The 15,092-nt window shown below is 48.8% G+C and carries 19 protein-coding genes; 8 read left to right on the top strand and 11 right to left on the bottom strand.

Annotated features, from left to right (window positions below; translation table 11 throughout):
* Positions 1-284: 284 nt before the first annotated feature.
* From cpeB to SYNCC9605_RS02160, 5 genes are all read left to right on the top strand, one after another.
* A complete protein-coding gene (cpeB, locus tag SYNCC9605_RS02145) occupies positions 285-839 on the top strand; it encodes a class 1 C-phycoerythrin subunit beta (RefSeq protein ID WP_006850931.1) in 555 nt (184 codons plus the stop codon).
* A gap of 61 nt (positions 840-900) precedes the next feature.
* Positions 901-1,395 (top strand): class 1 C-phycoerythrin subunit alpha, encoded by a 495-nt coding sequence (cpeA, locus tag SYNCC9605_RS02150; protein ID WP_006851808.1) that lies wholly within the window; start codon positions 901-903, stop codon positions 1,393-1,395.
* A gap of 134 nt (positions 1,396-1,529) precedes the next feature.
* Positions 1,530-1,964, top strand: a complete 435-nt coding sequence (locus SYNCC9605_RS13565) for a DUF2656 family protein (RefSeq protein ID WP_011363439.1) — start codon at positions 1,530-1,532, stop codon at positions 1,962-1,964.
* A 498-nt stretch (positions 1,965-2,462) separates the two neighbouring features.
* Positions 2,463-3,788 carry a HEAT repeat domain-containing protein gene (locus tag SYNCC9605_RS02155; RefSeq protein ID WP_011363440.1) on the top strand — a complete coding sequence of 442 codons (1,326 nt, stop codon included), beginning with the start codon at positions 2,463-2,465 and terminating at the stop codon, positions 3,786-3,788.
* 73 nt (positions 3,789-3,861) lie between these two features.
* The gene (locus tag SYNCC9605_RS02160; protein WP_011363441.1) at positions 3,862-4,500 is read left to right on the top strand and encodes a HEAT repeat domain-containing protein; all 639 of its coding nucleotides are present in this window, start codon (positions 3,862-3,864) and stop codon (positions 4,498-4,500) included.
* A gap of 9 nt (positions 4,501-4,509) precedes the next feature.
* Here the strand turns inward: SYNCC9605_RS02160 and SYNCC9605_RS02165 are convergent, their stop codons facing one another.
* The 6 genes from SYNCC9605_RS02165 to SYNCC9605_RS02190 all read right to left on the bottom strand — a co-directional run bounded on the left by SYNCC9605_RS02165 (position 4,510) and on the right by SYNCC9605_RS02190 (position 9,664).
* Positions 4,510-4,854: a Nif11-like leader peptide family natural product precursor gene (locus SYNCC9605_RS02165; RefSeq protein WP_011363442.1), complete on the bottom strand. Its 345-nt coding sequence runs from the start codon at positions 4,852-4,854 to the stop codon at positions 4,510-4,512.
* 110 nt (positions 4,855-4,964) lie between these two features.
* Positions 4,965-5,864: a HEAT repeat domain-containing protein gene (locus SYNCC9605_RS02170; protein ID WP_011363443.1), complete on the bottom strand. Its 900-nt coding sequence runs from the start codon at positions 5,862-5,864 to the stop codon at positions 4,965-4,967.
* 136 nt (positions 5,865-6,000) lie between these two features.
* Positions 6,001-6,867 carry a phycobilisome rod-core linker polypeptide gene (locus SYNCC9605_RS02175; protein WP_011363444.1) on the bottom strand — a complete coding sequence of 289 codons (867 nt, stop codon included), beginning with the start codon at positions 6,865-6,867 and terminating at the stop codon, positions 6,001-6,003.
* 338 nt (positions 6,868-7,205) lie between these two features.
* On the bottom strand, positions 7,206-7,703 hold the full coding sequence (gene mpeA, locus SYNCC9605_RS02180; protein WP_006850994.1) for a class 2 C-phycoerythrin subunit alpha: 498 nt from the start codon (positions 7,701-7,703) through the stop codon (positions 7,206-7,208).
* Between the two features lie 46 nt (positions 7,704-7,749).
* Complete coding sequence (locus SYNCC9605_RS02185; RefSeq protein WP_006850273.1) at positions 7,750-8,286, bottom strand: bleomycin hydrolase; 537 nt, start codon at positions 8,284-8,286, stop codon at positions 7,750-7,752.
* A 181-nt stretch (positions 8,287-8,467) separates the two neighbouring features.
* A complete protein-coding gene (locus tag SYNCC9605_RS02190; protein ID WP_011363446.1) occupies positions 8,468-9,664 on the bottom strand; it encodes a HEAT repeat domain-containing protein in 1,197 nt (398 codons plus the stop codon).
* A 249-nt stretch (positions 9,665-9,913) separates the two neighbouring features.
* On the opposite strand from SYNCC9605_RS02190, the gene SYNCC9605_RS13570 reads away from it, so the two are divergent.
* The 3 genes from SYNCC9605_RS13570 (at position 9,914) to SYNCC9605_RS13575 (ending at position 10,813) form a co-directional block, all read left to right on the top strand.
* Positions 9,914-10,234, top strand: coding sequence for a hypothetical protein (locus SYNCC9605_RS13570; RefSeq protein ID WP_011363447.1), 321 nt, complete (start codon positions 9,914-9,916; stop codon positions 10,232-10,234).
* A gap of 2 nt (positions 10,235-10,236) precedes the next feature.
* Positions 10,237-10,518, top strand: a complete 282-nt coding sequence (locus SYNCC9605_RS02195) for a Nif11 family protein (RefSeq protein ID WP_041435415.1) — start codon at positions 10,237-10,239, stop codon at positions 10,516-10,518.
* A gap of 61 nt (positions 10,519-10,579) precedes the next feature.
* The gene (locus SYNCC9605_RS13575; protein WP_071812994.1) at positions 10,580-10,813 is read left to right on the top strand and encodes a Nif11-like leader peptide family natural product precursor; all 234 of its coding nucleotides are present in this window, start codon (positions 10,580-10,582) and stop codon (positions 10,811-10,813) included.
* Positions 10,814-10,821: 8 nt separating this feature from the next.
* On the opposite strand, the gene SYNCC9605_RS13580 is transcribed toward SYNCC9605_RS13575, so the two are convergent.
* The 5 genes from SYNCC9605_RS13580 to SYNCC9605_RS02215 form a co-directional block, all read right to left on the bottom strand.
* A complete protein-coding gene (locus tag SYNCC9605_RS13580) occupies positions 10,822-11,127 on the bottom strand; it encodes a hypothetical protein (RefSeq protein WP_011363449.1) in 306 nt (101 codons plus the stop codon).
* Between the two features lies 1 nt (position 11,128).
* Positions 11,129-11,743 carry a chromophore lyase CpcT/CpeT gene (locus tag SYNCC9605_RS13585; protein ID WP_011363450.1) on the bottom strand — a complete coding sequence of 205 codons (615 nt, stop codon included), beginning with the start codon at positions 11,741-11,743 and terminating at the stop codon, positions 11,129-11,131.
* Between the two features lie 9 nt (positions 11,744-11,752).
* The gene (locus tag SYNCC9605_RS13590; RefSeq protein ID WP_071812995.1) at positions 11,753-12,295 is read right to left on the bottom strand and encodes a phycobiliprotein lyase; all 543 of its coding nucleotides are present in this window, start codon (positions 12,293-12,295) and stop codon (positions 11,753-11,755) included.
* 288 nt (positions 12,296-12,583) lie between these two features.
* Positions 12,584-13,318 (bottom strand): phycobilisome rod-core linker polypeptide, encoded by a 735-nt coding sequence (locus SYNCC9605_RS02210; protein ID WP_011363452.1) that lies wholly within the window; start codon positions 13,316-13,318, stop codon positions 12,584-12,586.
* Positions 13,319-13,393: 75 nt separating this feature from the next.
* Complete coding sequence (locus tag SYNCC9605_RS02215; protein WP_011363453.1) at positions 13,394-15,043, bottom strand: phycobilisome rod-core linker polypeptide; 1,650 nt, start codon at positions 15,041-15,043, stop codon at positions 13,394-13,396.
* Positions 15,044-15,092 lie beyond the last annotated feature (49 nt).

The raw sequence follows: 15,092 nt of genomic DNA on the forward strand, positions 1-15,092 counted from the left end.
CTAAGCCTGTCAGAAGCCTGCCCAAGGCTTTTGTGAACCTTTGCTCGGGTTTGCGTCAATAAAGGAGAGATTGCCCTCGGATCGGCCTATTTCCTAGGGCGCTAACCGGGGTATTTGGCCCAAGGTGACAAACTTTTGCGTAAAGGGGTCTGTTTGACGAACCCTGCTGATAACTGAGTTTAGCTTGGGTCAGCGCTTCCACCACCCTTGGGTCTCCGGGCTTCTTAGGCCTGTTCACCCGGCGGTTTCCGAAGCACTGCATCCCCAAAACTGTCTGGCCCCCAATGCTCGACGCATTCTCCCGCACAGTCGTCAGCGCTGACGCCAAAACTGCACCTGTTGGTGGTAGCGATCTCGCTAGCCTCCGCTCCTACGTGCAAGATGGCAACAAGCGTTTGGACGCTGTGAATGCCATTACTTCCAACGCCTACTGCATCGTCTCCGATGCAGTCACCGGCATGATCTGCGAAAACACAGGTCTGATCCAGGCTGGCGGCAACTGCTATCCCACCCGTCGGATGGCTGCGTGCCTTCGCGATGGTGAGATTGTGCTTCGCTACATCAGCTACGCACTGCTGGCTGGTGACGCGTCCGTGCTGGATGACCGTTGCTTGAATGGCCTCAAGGAAACCTATATCGCTTTAGGTGTTCCTACCCAGTCTGCGGCCCGTGCTGTCGCGATCATGAAATCCGCTGCTACGGCTCTGATTGGTCAGACCAACTCTCCTGCCAGCGGTGGTGCTAAGTACCGCAAGATGGAAACCACTCAGGGCGACTGCTCTGCACTGGTGGCTGAAGCAGGTTCTTACTTCGATCGTGTGATTGGCGCAATCAGCTGATCTGCGGACGATCAAGTCTTTTCTCCTTACCTTCTCAGCACCTTTTACCAAAGGATCTCAAATGAAATCCGTCGTCACCACTGTTGTGACCGCAGCTGATGCAGCCGGTCGCTTCCCTTCCCAGAACGATCTTGAGGCTGTTCAGGGCAATATCCAGCGTGCAGCTGCACGTCTGGAAGCTGCCGAAAAGCTGGCCGCCGGTCTGGACAACGTCACCCGCGAAGCAGGTGATGCTTGCTTCAATAAGTACGCCTATCTGCGGCAACCCGGTGAAGCCGGTGATAGCCAAGTGAAGGTCGACAAGTGCTACCGCGACCTCGGTCACTACCTGCGCTTGATCAACTACTGCCTCATCGTGGGTGGTACTGGTCCTCTCGATGAGTGGGGTATTGCAGGCGCACGTGAGGTGTATCGCACCTTGGGTCTGCCCACCAACGCCTACATCGAAGCTCTGACTTACACTCGCGATCGTGCTTGCGCTCCTCGCGACATGAGCCCTCAGGCTCTTAACGAGTTCAAGAGCTATCTTGATTACGCTATCAACGCTCTGTCTTGATCAATCCAAGATCTAAGGGAAAGGGGGGAGCAGTAGCTCCCCCCTTTTTTTGTGTAAGCCAGATGGAAGACTACCGATCATCCATCACAGACAAGCTGAAATTCCATTAGATTCATCAAAGGTGTATTTTTTTGATGACAACGTTTGTTCTATCTCATAACTTGCAGGTTCAATCAGATCTCGTGCCTGCATTGAATTTTGAACTACTTGCCCAAAAACTTAAATCTCTTTCGAAAAAAATTTCTTCAACGGAAGTTCTTGGTCATCCTCATTGGAAATTATCTATATCATCTGATTTATCTCCGCAAGATATGGCTGTTGATTTAGTGCAGACTTGGTCTGAATGCCGTCGTCAACTCGGACACGACATGAACCACGTTGTCCTGGCACTTGGTGGAAGGAAAGATTCCCAAGCCTCTCCTGGAGCTCCACTCCAGGAGGGATATTGGGGTGTTGATTTGGTTGAAACGCCCGATGAAAGCACTTTTCTTCAAGCGATCAACTGGGAAGCTCTCAAAGCTGGACGACCCGAAGATGCGATCTTTGAAGTCTCTTCGAGAGCCTCATAGATCTTAATCAGGCTTGTTTCCGGCGATTCCTACGGCGGCTAGAGGTACTTCTACGTTTGTTGGCCTCTGGCTTGTCTGAGTCTGCTTTATCTTTCTTGTTAGGAGTGGTTTCTTTTTGGGGTGTTAATTTCTCTACTAGTTTCCGAACCTTGGATGTAGAAGATTGCTTTTTAGGTGCTGGTATCGAAGGCTGATCTGCTGCGCTCCAGCCAACAGATGTTATCGGTGTACTGCAATTTCTAAAGGATTTCATCCATTGCGCCATGAAACGGGTGTCAACACAAACTGTGTGGGAAGTTGAGGGCCTGCAGCCGTCCATCACACCAGTGGAAACATGGATCAAACGTCCTGGGAAAGGTCCCATATTTTTTGTAGTGGCTTAGAAGAATTTTGCCTCCGGTGTCGCCTGATGGCAAGCTTGCTATTACTTTCTTATCCCGACAGGCCTTATTGAATTACGCACCTCAAGTAGAATTGTCCGAATGTTGACCATTACCGATGACTGGTCTTTTCGATAATATTCATGCAGGCTTGGATCAACAGGGGGCAGTTGATATTTTATCTAAAGAAGTTGATAATATTGAGAGTGAGAGTGATTATTATATGGCTGTTTCTCATTTGATTAATTTTCCTGGCTCGATAACAAGCCAAGCGTTATTGGCTTTTCTAGATAAGTGCTCTGAAGATGTGCCAGTAGGTCTTGCACAACGAAAAGCTGTAGAAGTTCTTGCGCGATTAGGGGTTGCAGAGGCTACGCCAAAAATTGCTAGTTTTTTAGGAAGCTCTGATGTGTATATGGTTGAGAATGCTGCTTGGGCTTTGTCTCATTTGAATTGTCAAGATCCTGAAGTGCACCAACATATGATTGATTTGTTGGATGATGCTAGCCAGAATCAAAGAGTCTTAATTCAAAGTCTTTCAAAGCTTTCTGTTAAATCAGCAATTTCGACTATTTCTGTTCACACAGCTCATGAGAAGACGTCGGTTCGCGGTGCTGCTATCGCTGCCATGATTCATCTATCTGGAGATCAATCTCATCTGGCTGATCTTTCAGATCATTTGTATGGCTCTAATCAAATGGATCGCCAGTCGGCAGTGCAGGATGTGATCGATGCGAATGCTGTTGAGCTTTTGTCTGATTTGATGGAAGCACCCATATCGCCTGCATTTCGCATGCGAGCTGTGAGATCCCTCTTGAATAACCCGTCAAACAAACTCTCAGATAATGATTCACTATCAGCGGTAGATCAAGTTTTGCTTGATGATCCTCGTTTGATCACTGTCCTTCATCATTACGGTGATCCTTTGCCTACAGAGTTACTGATTGATGGCTTGTTTCATCCCGATTTTAGTCGTTGTTATCTTGCGATGCAGGCACTAATAAAACGTGATGCTCAAGAGATTTGGAGTGCTATCGAGAATTGCTGGCAAGATAAAGCCCAGAATGACTATGGCGCACATTATTTTTTGATGCGATTGTTTGGTCTTGTCGAAGGTTGGACAGACGAAGCACTGCTTGATATTCGCAAAATTCTCTCAGATGCTATTACAGATAAGCGTCCTCAATTTAGAAAATCACCCCCAGCTGCTTTGCTATCATTCGCTTTACTGTTCCCTGGCCAATGCGATTGTTTTCTGGATAAATGTTTGTCTTTAGAAAACAATCTTAGTTGGGGTATGCGTTATGCAGGCCTCCTCTTGATCCAATCTGATCAGACCGAGCATTTTCATCTTCGATATCAACGTCAGCTACAACAGCTTATTGAGTCTGATGGCGATAGATTGCTGCGACTAAAAGCACAGAGCATTCTGGATCGTGGTTGAGTACTAAGTGGTAATTCTTCATGCCCCATGACTTGAAATGCTAATATTGAACGATAGTGATTTAGGCTTTTAAATGAACTGGGATTCGAGCATTCCTTCAGTTGATGCTTTGTTTGAAGATCTAATGCATCCCAACCCTCGGATTCAAGAAGAAGCTTGTTTAATTCTTTCTGAGAACTATCGGGAAGAGGCGTTGCCAAGATTATTGGATCTCTTCTGTCATCATGATCCTAAGGTCTATAGAGCGGCTGTTAAAGGTGTTGGTTTTTTTGGGAGCTCTGCGTTTGATCCATTGATCGCACTTTATGCAACAACAGAGAATCAAACTGCAAGGCGTTGCTGCCCTAAGGCCTTTGTGCAGGTGTTCAAAAACTTCCCAGATCAGCCGTTTCCTGATTCAGTCATGGAAATGCTTGAGCAAGGCATAGATGATTCAGATATGGTTGTGGTGCAGGGTGCACTGATGTGTCTTGGTCAGATCGGTAAGCAACAATTTAAGTCTGAAGAGGCAATCAGAATTTTGACAAAGTCTCTCGGCAGCCAAAATGTTGCTTTAATCTTCAGTGCATCTCAGGCTCTTGCCGATATTCCCAATCCTTTGGCAGAAGACGCTTTACGTGCACTGCAGAACAACAATGCCGATCCCTTGATTCAGGAGGCTGCACAGTCTGCATTGGCACGACTTCAGAATCTGCTCAACTCAAAGAGTTAGATTGTTTTTTTATCGAGCTACAGTTTCCACTCCTTTGTAGTAACCACCAGCCCGGAAATCAAAACGCTCTACTTTGTCGTCTTTTGCACAAGTCGTCTGTGAATAGTGCAGAAGAGTACTAAATCCTTCTGGCACCATCTTGGGACACAGCCTCCCAACATCATTGGCAAATGGGCAGAAGTACACACCCGCCCATCGATTAAGAAAACGCCCCTTTATTTCATCAGAAAAGATAAATCCATGTTGATCAGCGAGCTTGAGGATCTCCTCGGGCTCAGCCTCACGAAATAAGGACCTAAAGGTGGTGTCTTCTTCGAGCACACCAAGAAAACGGATGAACTCAGCTCTTGACATCTGCCTGTTGTATAGACCGCCTCTTCAACTATATCGCTAACTTCACCGTTAAAGCGACAACGAGCTGAAACTTATTGATTGTTTAGTTAGACGAGCCTTTTGGGAGCGGTTTAACTGGTTTTCGCCGATAAAATATTAATTGCGACTCTGAGAACGGCTTTTACGTCTGTATCAATTTCATTTTGTTCTGCAATCTTTAGCTGATTAATGGCTCCTAGTGCGTCTAGCTTCATCAAGGATAATGCAGTATTTTTCCGAACTTGTGTGTCTTCGTCGCTTAGTTTGTTCAGCAGCAATGTTTCTACGTCTTCCGCATCGCATGACTTACCGATGAGAGTTACCGCCTCTGCTCTTACGTCCGCTGAGACATCCTCGAGCGCTTGGAATACTCTATTTTTTGCTCTTAAATCGTCACTCTTTTGGATTTGATCTCCCAACGCTGAAATTGCGGCGACTCGAACTTCAGCCACGTCTGAATCTGCAGCTTTCAGCAACGCTTCTGGTGCCTTAGATCCGATGAAACTCAGTGCGAGATTGATTAATCCAACCTGAAATGGTGTGCAGTCTGGATTTTTTAGGATTCCAAGCAACGAATCCATGGCGTCTGGTCCAATCGTGGCCATCGCTCCAGCAGATGAACCGAGAACAACTGGGTCATCATCTTCTAAAAAGGCTTCAAGCAGATAAGGCAACGCCTCCTTGTTGCCAATCAAATTGAGTGTCTTAGCTGATGCTCGTCTTACGATTACATTTTGGTGTTGGCGAAGTGCTTTACAAAGAATGGGTAGAGCTTCATCCCCAACCGCCCCTAGACTTTTTGCAAAGGTGAGTCGTAAAGCGCCTCTCGCGTCCCCAAGTCCGGCGACCATGCGTTTGAGAGATTCGGCATCAGATCTTGGGATCTCACCTTCGCTTAATTTTCCACTGAGCTCGTCAGCGAGCTGGAGCGCTTCTTCTGCCGTGAGCTGGCTGTCGCTGATTGATGAAATATTGGTGAGATCCTGGAGCATCTTGCACGTTCCTCTTTGCTGTGCAGCAATCTAAGCGACGCTGATCAGGCTCATGCCATTCATTGTTGTGTTGAATTAGAAAGCCCCCTTCCTGGGAAGAGGGCAAGAGTTATGGCATAAATTGCCTGAATTTACCTCAGGCAAACGGTTTAACTCCGAACGGTCGGAACGGAACAGCTCCTGTCCTTTTGGGAGGCTGTTGTGCACCATACTTTTGTTGGGGCAGAGTTGGTGCGCCCTTAAAGATCGGCTTCATCATGCTGATCGATGCCGCAGCCAGCTGTGTGTTGGTGCGACTGCGACTTCCTTGTGCATTGTCGCTGACGGCAACCTTTGTGCCAGCAAGCTCTCTCATCATGTTGAAGGAGCTGGTCATCATTCCCGCGTAGGAATCTCCCGCCCGCATATAGGGAACGATGTCCGATCCAAAAACCTCTGCATATTCTGCGCAATCTGTGAGGCTATCGATCAGAGCATCAAAACCCTCTTCTGCTTGAAGCTTGATACTGTTTTGAACTTCTTCTTGATTGAGAGGTGCTCTCCCTAAGAGGTGTTTGAAATTAAGCTCGATCCCACGTTGTGGGGCAACACTGTGGAAGTAATTATCCTTATAGAAAGGAGATTTTGCCAACCCGTTGACAAAGTCGCGGACCGTAATTTCCCCGTTCATCAAGCGTGCTTCAAGGGAGGTGTACCGCTCGTTTTCAGTGGGAGGCAGGTTTCCGTAGACCTGTCTATACGCGTCATTAATGGTTCTTTCCAAAGCCCAGGAATCACTGGGGTGATATTCATCAAAAACTGCACCGAAGGGACATTCGCTGTGCAGTCTTGGGCCAATTCCGAGCCCCATCTGAGAACAAGTGTTGCGCTTAAATTCAGCGATTGATCCAGCTACTGTCCGATGAACAGTGTTTTTGCCAGCTTTGCTTGGCATGGCGTACGAGGCTGGCTTGGTGCGACTCGCCGAAGCCATTCCAGCGGGGCTGGTTTGTGTGCTTAACATAAGTGTGGTGAGGGGAGGTAATTTGTGGTGACTCTTCCCAACATGCTTTAAAACAACTCTTTGAGTCGTTGTTAGTAAGCTTTGCCGAGAATATTTCAGCGAAATTGAGTATTGATGCGAATCGATGCTCATAATTCGCTAATTGCCACCGTGAGTAAACATTGCGTCTATGACTGTGGCAAAATTGCTTGTTAATTAGCCACAGGTTTTCTGGATCACTCCAGAATTGTTTGCTCTTAATTGTCAAGAATTTGTGTTTTTTGATTTTGAAAACAAAAAGGGGTGGGCTTTTGGCCCACCCCTTGGTTAGATCAAAAAATCACACAGCTTGACTGTGATCAGCCGAGGGAGTTGATCACGTAGTCGAGCAGCTGGTTGTAAGCGGTCAGAGCCTGAGCGCTCATGTCGCGAGGGGCGCAACCGCGGGAACGCAGGTGGGAGAAACCAGCCACGTAGGTGCCAGCGTCGATGCTGAGGGCCTTGTACACCTCTTTCTGACCGTTGATGGCCAATTCATCCAGAGGGCCGGTGCCGCCGGTGACCAGGCAGTAGTTGATCAGACGCAGGTAGTGAACGAAGTCACGCTTGCACTTCTCTTTGCCTTCGGTGGCGCACTTACGGGGCTGACGGCCGGTGGCACCGTTGGGGTACTGGGCGTAGACAGCATCAACAGCTTCCTGGGCAACTTGGTCGTAGTTGCTGGCCAGCTTCTCAGCGGCTTCCAAACGAGCAGAGGCGCGTTGGATGGAGCCCTGGACGGACTCCATGTCGGAGGCGGTGGGGAAGCGGGATGCGCTGTCGGCTGCGCCGACGACGGTGGTGATAACGGACTTCATAATTCAGAAGAAGGGTGTTCAGGTGTGCAGAAAATCGATACCTGGCTCAGCTGATGGCGCTGATCACCATGTCGAAGTAGCTAGCAGCTTCACCAGACAGGCTGGCGCAATCGCCAGAGGTCAGAGCCATCTTCTTGGGCTGGCTGTTGGTGTTGGTGATCAGGGCGCTAGCAGCGGCCTTCATGATGGCAACAGCACGTGCGGCGGAACCGGTGGGAACGCCCAGAGCGGCATAGGTCTCGCGGAGACCGTTCAGGCAGCGGTCCTGCAGCACGGAAGCGTCACCGGCGAGCAGCGCGTAGGAGACGTAACGCAGAACGATCTCGCCATCACGCAGGCAAGCAGCCATCTTGCGGTTGGTGTACACACCACCGTTGGGGGCGGTCAGGCCGGTGTTCTCGCAGCAGATGCCGGCGACGGCGTCAGACACGATGCAGCTGGCGTTGGAGGTGATGGCGTTCACAGCGTCCAGGCGCTTGTTGCCATCAGCAATGAAGGACTTCAGGGAAGCCAGTTCGCCGCCACCAATAAAGGAGCCGCTGGAATCGGCCGAGACAGCAGCCCGGGAGAATGCGTCGAGCATGGGGGTTGTGGAATACGTTGTTTGGGGAGATGCATTCCGCATCACGAATGACACTACCCCTGCTTCCCAGGCCGTCTTCCTGAAGGAGGACGTCAGGACACACAAGTTGACAAAGGCGAAATCAGTAAGGGTGTGTCGTCAACCAACGTCCGCTAGTTCACCTTATTTACTGCTCGTCTTTTTATGACAACTGTTTAAGGACGCGTTGGCAGGTCCATTTCAGTGGTAGCCAGAAGGCACTGGCTGAAAGCTCCTCCAGGAGCGGCTTTTGGTCCACAAGGCCCAAGCGGAGGCACCCCCATGCAGCAGCAATGCGGGATTTGGTGTATTGAGGAATTGTTTCGGCTAAGGCAAGCCTGATTAGATCACTTCGTTCTTCCAAACCCTGAAGACCGACGACGGAAGTCAGGTAATAGTGCGTAACGTAATCACTCCACAATTTTTCTTTGATTTCGTTAATTAAAATCATTCTCTCTGCTTTAGGCATGCCCATCAAGCTTGAGGCACCACCGTATTGGCGTGCTTCGTCGCGATGTTGAAGGTTGTTTTCGATCTCTGTAGGCTCAATATCACAAATCCACTCTTTCCTAAGTTTGAGTTGTTGAGGGTTGTCTTGTAAGAGTTGTGTTATCAGCTCTGCATATTTTTCCGGTACCTGGCATTTCTTATCAGGATCCACCAACTGAAATGCACTCCTAGCTCGCAAAGACATAGACACGGGAGCTGTGACAAGAGCTTCTAGCCTTGTAACGTCACCTGCATCGCCCAGATCAATTACGGCAGAGCGCCTGCGTCCGGCGATTGGGTCAACAAGTTGTGGGATCAGGACTTCAAGCCCATTTGGTTGTTGGGCAACTTTCGACATGTATGCCCTCGCTGCACCCGCAACCAAGGGATTGGAATCATTCTGGAGGGGGCTGATGCTGTTAATGACTCCGGGGACCCCTAAACGACAAAATGCCTGTATGACAGCCCGCTTTTGAATATCCTCGCCCTCAAGGGCTTCAAGTAATTTTCTATGATCTGCTTCTGTTAAAGGTGCGTCGATTTTTGTAATCGCTTCTACAGAATTAATTACTGCAGCTTCATCGCTGCATTTTAAGGCCTTAAATAAAGAGGGTAGTGCTTTTGGACTTTTTCGTCTGCCAAGGGCGTCGATCGCCTTGCGTCGCGTGATTCGATTAAAAAGATGCTCTGGATCCAGCTCTGCAGCCTGAATCAGCACATCGAGTGATTCTTCGCTGTTACTTGCCCCAAGCCTTGTGGCTGCCATGTATTTGTCAACGGGCCTCTCGAGTGAGTCTGGATCAGCCAAAATCACCGCCATGGCCCGCTCTTCCGTCAAGCCTTCAACTAAGTTGTCGAATCGCTCGGCCATGTTTAAAGAGTCATCAATGAAAAACCTGGATTTTCTGTCAGCTGGTGTTGAGCTGCAGTTTTAGAGCAGCTGACCTGATTCTGATGAATCGTAGTGACGTTGAAATTCCATCTTCTCTTTGACCATAGCATTCAGCTCTTAGTCTCAGTGATGATTTATGACTGGTTGATTGTCTTCTTTAATCTGCCCTGTCCCTTCATGAATTAGGTCCTCGTCATCTGTTATCGTAAATAGAAGGATTTTTGTATCATGCCAGTCTCTCCCGAGCTCGAGCAGGCTCTTCCTCGGTTTGTTGAAGCTGTCCAGAAATCAACAGATGTCCAAGATCAATTGAACTTGGTTGTTGATTTGGAGCAATTAAAAGCAATCGTTAATGATGTTGAGCCTTCATTGACGGGTTCGGCATTGATTCCCTATGAACAAGCGACGAGCCCTCCAAAAATTACCATTGATTCAGGTGTTTTAGAAAAAAATATTCCATGGCGGCTATTGCGATGCCCGGGTGGGCCCTTGGTTTTGCAGATGATTTGTGAGAAGGTAAATTTTGCGCTTTGGATCGAAAGCTGCTGACGATGTCCGATTCAGTTATTGCTGATTTTGTGCAGATGGTTATTTACGACCATTCTGTTGCAACTGGATTGAAGTCTTGCCAGTCAGATCAAGATATCGTGGATTTTGCGGCCTCCCGTGATTACTTATTTTCAATCACAGCTTGGCTGCAGTATGTTGAATCAGATTCGGCTGGCTTATCTGACTCTGAAGCCATGGCAATCCAAGCTATTGCGACCGATCATTGGTCGTGGGCATTCCGTCAGATTGCTCCGTGGAGAGCCATGTTGATGGATGGTGCCTAGTTTGACGGCCTGCTGGTAGAAGTTTCGTTTAAGATTGCTTTTGTGATTTCGATGGCTTCTGATGACCGGTTCAGCTCTTAGTGCAAGTCAAGATCAAGTCTTAGAGGCTTTTATTGCTTTAGTTCGACAAAATTCAGATCTAAAAGCTCAGATCAAGGCTGCCCTTAATCAGGACCAAGTTATTGAAATAGCTGCTGCTAATGGTTTTGATATTGATTCCTCCGCTATTTTGAGAAAATGGAGTAAACACACTGATTTTACTCAAGACACCTGGATGGGCTGGTTCGAAGAATGAGTACTCACTCAAGAATTGATTTCTGAATATCTTGTTGTTTTACTGCCTTTTTTGGCCCAATAAGTGACAATATCTTCTCCTCCTGGTCTGGGTACACTTGCTGTGGCTTGCAGTATTTTGAACGATCGTCTTGGTCCCATCGGCCAATTTCCAATTGCCTTGACTGTTCTTATTCTCCCCCCAATTGCTTGAACAGAAGCCTCAAACTTATCAAGTTGAGTTTGATCAACTGTTTCGAATATAAAGTCTGTGCCAACACATATTAGATGTTGTGAGCGTATCCAAGACTTCATTTGTTTTTTGACATCTTCCATTCTAGGTTTTCGAATTCAGCCACTCTTCATTGATTTCCGCGGAGAAGCTTTGGGTTCTTTTAAATCTGAGAAGTCCGTGTTCAGAGCCCCAAATTTGTTCGTCAGTGTTTGGATCAAAGCCTCGATCGCGACTAATCCAGTTTTCTTGGTCTACCTCAACTTCGCTTACAAGATAAGTTAGTTTTCCGTCTCGTGGAACCAAGCAGTTTTTTCCTGGTTCAACTTTTCCAATGTAATGTCCCTTTTCTTTGCGATGAAAGTGCATGGCACACCCACAGCGTTCCTTTAGTGTTGTGGAATTGATTGCATTCATGATTTGGGGATCCCGACCAGCTCCCGCTAATCTTCTGGGATTTGTGAATCCATAGTTCTCAACCACAAAAGTATCTTCATGCGTAGTTAATCGGTGAATGCCTTGCCGGTAGGGATCCCAAGGCGCATAGTCGTAACATTGTTCTGAATAAAACCCTGGCCCTTCGAAAATATGCCAGGGCAATGGTCGAAAAAAGATATTGATTCGAGCAAAATCCTTCGGGTCTTTTTGTGACTGTTCAATGTTGTCGTAGACGCCCGCAAGAGTTTTGGCGAACTCGGCAAGGGCTAAATTCTTGTCCATCCTTGTGAGTTATGCATTAATTCGTCTGACTTCTGAGGCGAAGGATGTTTGGAGCACGCCTGATCCGGCTGAAGTCCTTAAAACAGATGATCTGCAGCGCACATTCTCTGAGACAAACCAAATTTTTTCTTCGGCAATTGACTGCTCGTAATTTGTTGTGAGCGTGAATGTACCGTCGTTGGAAAACTTGTATTCCGAGATGGCTGCCTCGGCTTCTGCATATCCAACGCTTCTGATCAGCGTCCCCGAAGAAATATCTTTTGCAAATGGAACAATTATGCAAGATCCTGATGATACTTCTGATGGATCATCTGGTTCCCAGTCACTTTCCGCGCGCCATTCCATTTTAAACGGAGACGAAATTGTATCTAAATTATATTGATTTACTAAAGATGACTCAAGTAATTCTTTGACTACGGAGTCCTCTCTGCTGATTTCTTCGATCGTAACTTCGCTCAGTACCTCTTCGAACTGCTGGAAGGCTAAGGAGTGACCCGATCGCATTGAGCGCCATCTACCTGTGCTTTGAGCAACAAATTGCTCAATCTTCATGCAGGCTTGTGCTGTTTTCTGAGCTGAGCTCATCCAGTGAAGGAGAGTTGATGTGCATCATGTTAACCATAGAGTCGACCATCATGGACATGGCCATGGGTGTTGATGAGACCGACTGCAGGAATGTTGTGTTCCTGTTTGGGTTTTCGCTGGATGGTGGACGCAGAATGGGCATGTCTGGAACTAAATTTTGTTTTGTACCTGTCGACAGGGTCGTATTGACCGGTTGAATATCACTTGAAGATTATGACTGAGCAACCAGTCAAATCTGCCAGATTTACCCAAGGGTTAAGCCTTCGCAATAGAAAGGATCTGCCCACCCTGCGACAGAATTGATTTGATGGTGGCTGACATGGAGGTTTGATTCACCACCGATTTTTGGACTGCTCGGCGGTTGGCACCCACCTGACGACGTGATGTCCAGTTGATCGTCAACGCCTTGGCGTTGCCTACGCTTCTGCGATCCTGTGCCTCTGGTGAACTGTCAGTGCAGAGACTACTCAAAAGTTTCGAATCTGTTTCTGCGTTGTCGTATCCGGCATATCCGGCATCCAAAGCTTTCGCACGTGTGAAGTACAGCGTGCTTCCGCCCACCACGGTCTGCGTGGCACGATTGTATGGAACTTGATCGATGCCGAAGGCAGAAAGATATTCATCGCTGTAGGTGTAACTGGCGATTTCTGCTTCGTATCCCTCTTCTTGCAGCAGTCGAACATGGCTCATCAACTCAGCTTGGTCACGGGGAGGACGGCCTAGTAGATGTTTGAAGTTCAGTTCAACAAAGCGGTAGGGGCTGTTGCTTTCCAGAAAAAGCTTTTTATAGGTTTCCGACTGGGCGAGAGCAGTTACCAATCCTTGAACCGTTAGGTCACCGTTCATGAACAGTGCCTCAATGGAAGGGTTCAGATCGAGTTCCATCAGGTGTCGATTGCCAAACACCTGGCGGTACGCTTGGCGTACCACATCTGAAGCATGTGATGTGTCGACGTTGGCAGCTGAGGAAAGAGTTGTTGGCCCAGTCATTTTTGTCTGAATAGAAGGTGATGTGAGTGAGCCACCCTTCAGGCAGTGGCTCCCTGTTGCAGCAATCGAATGCTTTTACATCACTTCAGTGATGGAAACGATCTTGCCTCCCCGAGCATGGATGTACTTCATTTGGCTGCTCATATCTTTTCCGGACACGACGTAGCTGTTTCCAGCTGTGCGTTGGCGGGAGCGTGCTGCCTGAGAAGCAACAACGATGCGATACCGCTTCTTGGTGGGATCAGCTGCACCCGATTGGGTTCCGGTGCGGTTGGCCCGGCTGGTGGTTTTGCTCCAGCCACTGGGTGCCAGCCCTGTTGCGACCGAACTCACCAAAGCAGAGCTTCCGAGGACTGTATCGCTCGCTGCGTACCCTTCTGCCAGGCTCAGTTGACGGTTGAAGTCAACTTGAGAGCGGCCGCTTTCGGTAAGAATTCGAGCGAATGGAACTGTGTCTTCACCAAAGGTGTTCTGATATTCCTGGCTATCCACGTAGCTGGAGATTTCAGCCTCATAGCCACCTTCGGCAAGGATCTTGGTGTGTTCGCTGATTTCGGCTTGGGACCGCGGTGCTCTTCCCAGGAAATGTTTGAAGTTCAGCTCGATGAATCGATACGGCGCGCTGGTTTCGAAGAAACGACGCTTGTATTCGGCTGAAAGGCCCACAGCACGAACGAATTCACGTGTGCTCAGATAGCCATCGATGAATTTGCTTTCCGCTGAGATAACCCGTTCGAATTCCATCAGATGGGGATTGCCCATCACCTGTTTGTAGGTGGAACGAATCAGCGCGGCGAGCTGATCGGGGCCGTCACCAGGGCAACGTTGGAAAGTTTCTTGCTCTCGCTGGCCGAGGCCGAAGGTGACGTACATATCACCGCGCATGGGTGCAGAGTCTTTGCCTGAAGTGATCCCAGGTGCTTTGCTGCTGAACTTCTTGGCAGTGAAGCTTCCAGACGATGGACGCAGACCAACAGGCTGACTTGGCAGGCTGATGCGAGGTGCCACGCCATTGGCGAGGCTGCGTGTTAGCGCTGGACCTGCGCCGCGGGCACTATCACTGCCAGCAAAACTCTTTTGAAGAGCGGCCAGCATCGGGAATGCTGCTGTCGATAAATCAGCGGGAGAAGACCATGAACGGGCATACGGAACCACGTCGCTGCCGAAGACCTCGAGGTATTCAGCGGAGTCGACGATGCTGTCGACCAAGCCGTCGTGACCGTGTTCTGCCAGGAGGGAAATTTTGGCGGAGATTTCAGCCTGCGTTTCAGGCGCACGACCCAGCAGATGTTTGAAATTCAGCTCGACACCCCGCTGTGGCGCAACGCTTCTGAAGAAGCGGTCTTTGTAAAAGCTGGACTTGGCCAGGCCACGAACGAAGTCACGCACGGTCAATCGACCGTCCCGCAGCTGAGCTTCCAATTCCGAGCACCGCTCGAAATCCATCACGTGGGCGTTACCAAAAACCTGTCGATATGACGCACTGATCACGGTCTCCAAAGACGCGTCATCCTCTGGCGAGTAGCACTCGCTTGTGACGCGATGCGGGCAGTCAGCGTGACTCCGGGGACCAACCCCAATCGCCATCTGATCACAAGACTGCTTCAGAAACTCACCAATGGTGAGAGCAGCGCTTTGTTCTGCGCCTCCCTTGCGCTGGAAGCGAACGGGATCATTCCACTTGGTGGTTGCGCCGAAACCAAGGGAGGATTGGGTGCTGGCCATTGTTTTGGTGAGGGGAGAGGGGAGGTGTGAGCGTCGAGAGGAATTCGGA

The sequence above is a fragment of the Synechococcus sp. CC9605 genome (genome assembly GCF_000012625.1).
Taxonomy (GTDB): domain Bacteria; phylum Cyanobacteriota; class Cyanobacteriia; order PCC-6307; family Cyanobiaceae; genus Parasynechococcus.

Excerpts from the sequence above, each read along its gene's own strand:
- mpeA (WP_006850994.1), bottom strand. The coding sequence starts at position 7,703 with ATGAAGTCCGTTATCACCACCGTCGTCGGCGCAGCCGACAGCGCATCC.
- SYNCC9605_RS13575 (WP_071812994.1), top strand. The coding sequence starts at position 10,580 with ATGACCGGTTCAGCTCTTAGTGCAAGTCAAGATCAAGTCTTAGAGGCT.
- SYNCC9605_RS13580 (WP_011363449.1), bottom strand. The coding sequence starts at position 11,127 with ATGGAAGATGTCAAAAAACAAATGAAGTCTTGGATACGCTCACAACAT.
- SYNCC9605_RS02170 (WP_011363443.1), bottom strand. The coding sequence starts at position 5,864 with ATGCTCCAGGATCTCACCAATATTTCATCAATCAGCGACAGCCAGCTC.
- SYNCC9605_RS02190 (WP_011363446.1), bottom strand. The coding sequence starts at position 9,664 with ATGGCCGAGCGATTCGACAACTTAGTTGAAGGCTTGACGGAAGAGCGG.
- SYNCC9605_RS02160 (WP_011363441.1), top strand. The coding sequence starts at position 3,862 with ATGAACTGGGATTCGAGCATTCCTTCAGTTGATGCTTTGTTTGAAGAT.
- cpeB (WP_006850931.1), top strand. The coding sequence starts at position 285 with ATGCTCGACGCATTCTCCCGCACAGTCGTCAGCGCTGACGCCAAAACT.
- cpeA (WP_006851808.1), top strand. The coding sequence starts at position 901 with ATGAAATCCGTCGTCACCACTGTTGTGACCGCAGCTGATGCAGCCGGT.
- SYNCC9605_RS13565 (WP_011363439.1), top strand. The coding sequence starts at position 1,530 with ATGACAACGTTTGTTCTATCTCATAACTTGCAGGTTCAATCAGATCTC.
- SYNCC9605_RS02165 (WP_011363442.1), bottom strand. The coding sequence starts at position 4,854 with ATGTCAAGAGCTGAGTTCATCCGTTTTCTTGGTGTGCTCGAAGAAGAC.
- SYNCC9605_RS13570 (WP_011363447.1), top strand. The coding sequence starts at position 9,914 with ATGCCAGTCTCTCCCGAGCTCGAGCAGGCTCTTCCTCGGTTTGTTGAA.
- SYNCC9605_RS13590 (WP_071812995.1), bottom strand. The coding sequence starts at position 12,295 with ATGAAGATTGAGCAATTTGTTGCTCAAAGCACAGGTAGATGGCGCTCA.
- SYNCC9605_RS02195 (WP_041435415.1), top strand. The coding sequence starts at position 10,237 with ATGTCCGATTCAGTTATTGCTGATTTTGTGCAGATGGTTATTTACGAC.
- SYNCC9605_RS02210 (WP_011363452.1), bottom strand. The coding sequence starts at position 13,318 with ATGACTGGGCCAACAACTCTTTCCTCAGCTGCCAACGTCGACACATCA.
- SYNCC9605_RS13585 (WP_011363450.1), bottom strand. The coding sequence starts at position 11,743 with ATGGACAAGAATTTAGCCCTTGCCGAGTTCGCCAAAACTCTTGCGGGC.
- SYNCC9605_RS02175 (WP_011363444.1), bottom strand. The coding sequence starts at position 6,867 with ATGTTAAGCACACAAACCAGCCCCGCTGGAATGGCTTCGGCGAGTCGC.
- SYNCC9605_RS02185 (WP_006850273.1), bottom strand. The coding sequence starts at position 8,286 with ATGCTCGACGCATTCTCCCGGGCTGCTGTCTCGGCCGATTCCAGCGGC.
- SYNCC9605_RS02155 (WP_011363440.1), top strand. The coding sequence starts at position 2,463 with ATGACTGGTCTTTTCGATAATATTCATGCAGGCTTGGATCAACAGGGG.
- SYNCC9605_RS02215 (WP_011363453.1), bottom strand. The coding sequence starts at position 15,043 with ATGGCCAGCACCCAATCCTCCCTTGGTTTCGGCGCAACCACCAAGTGG.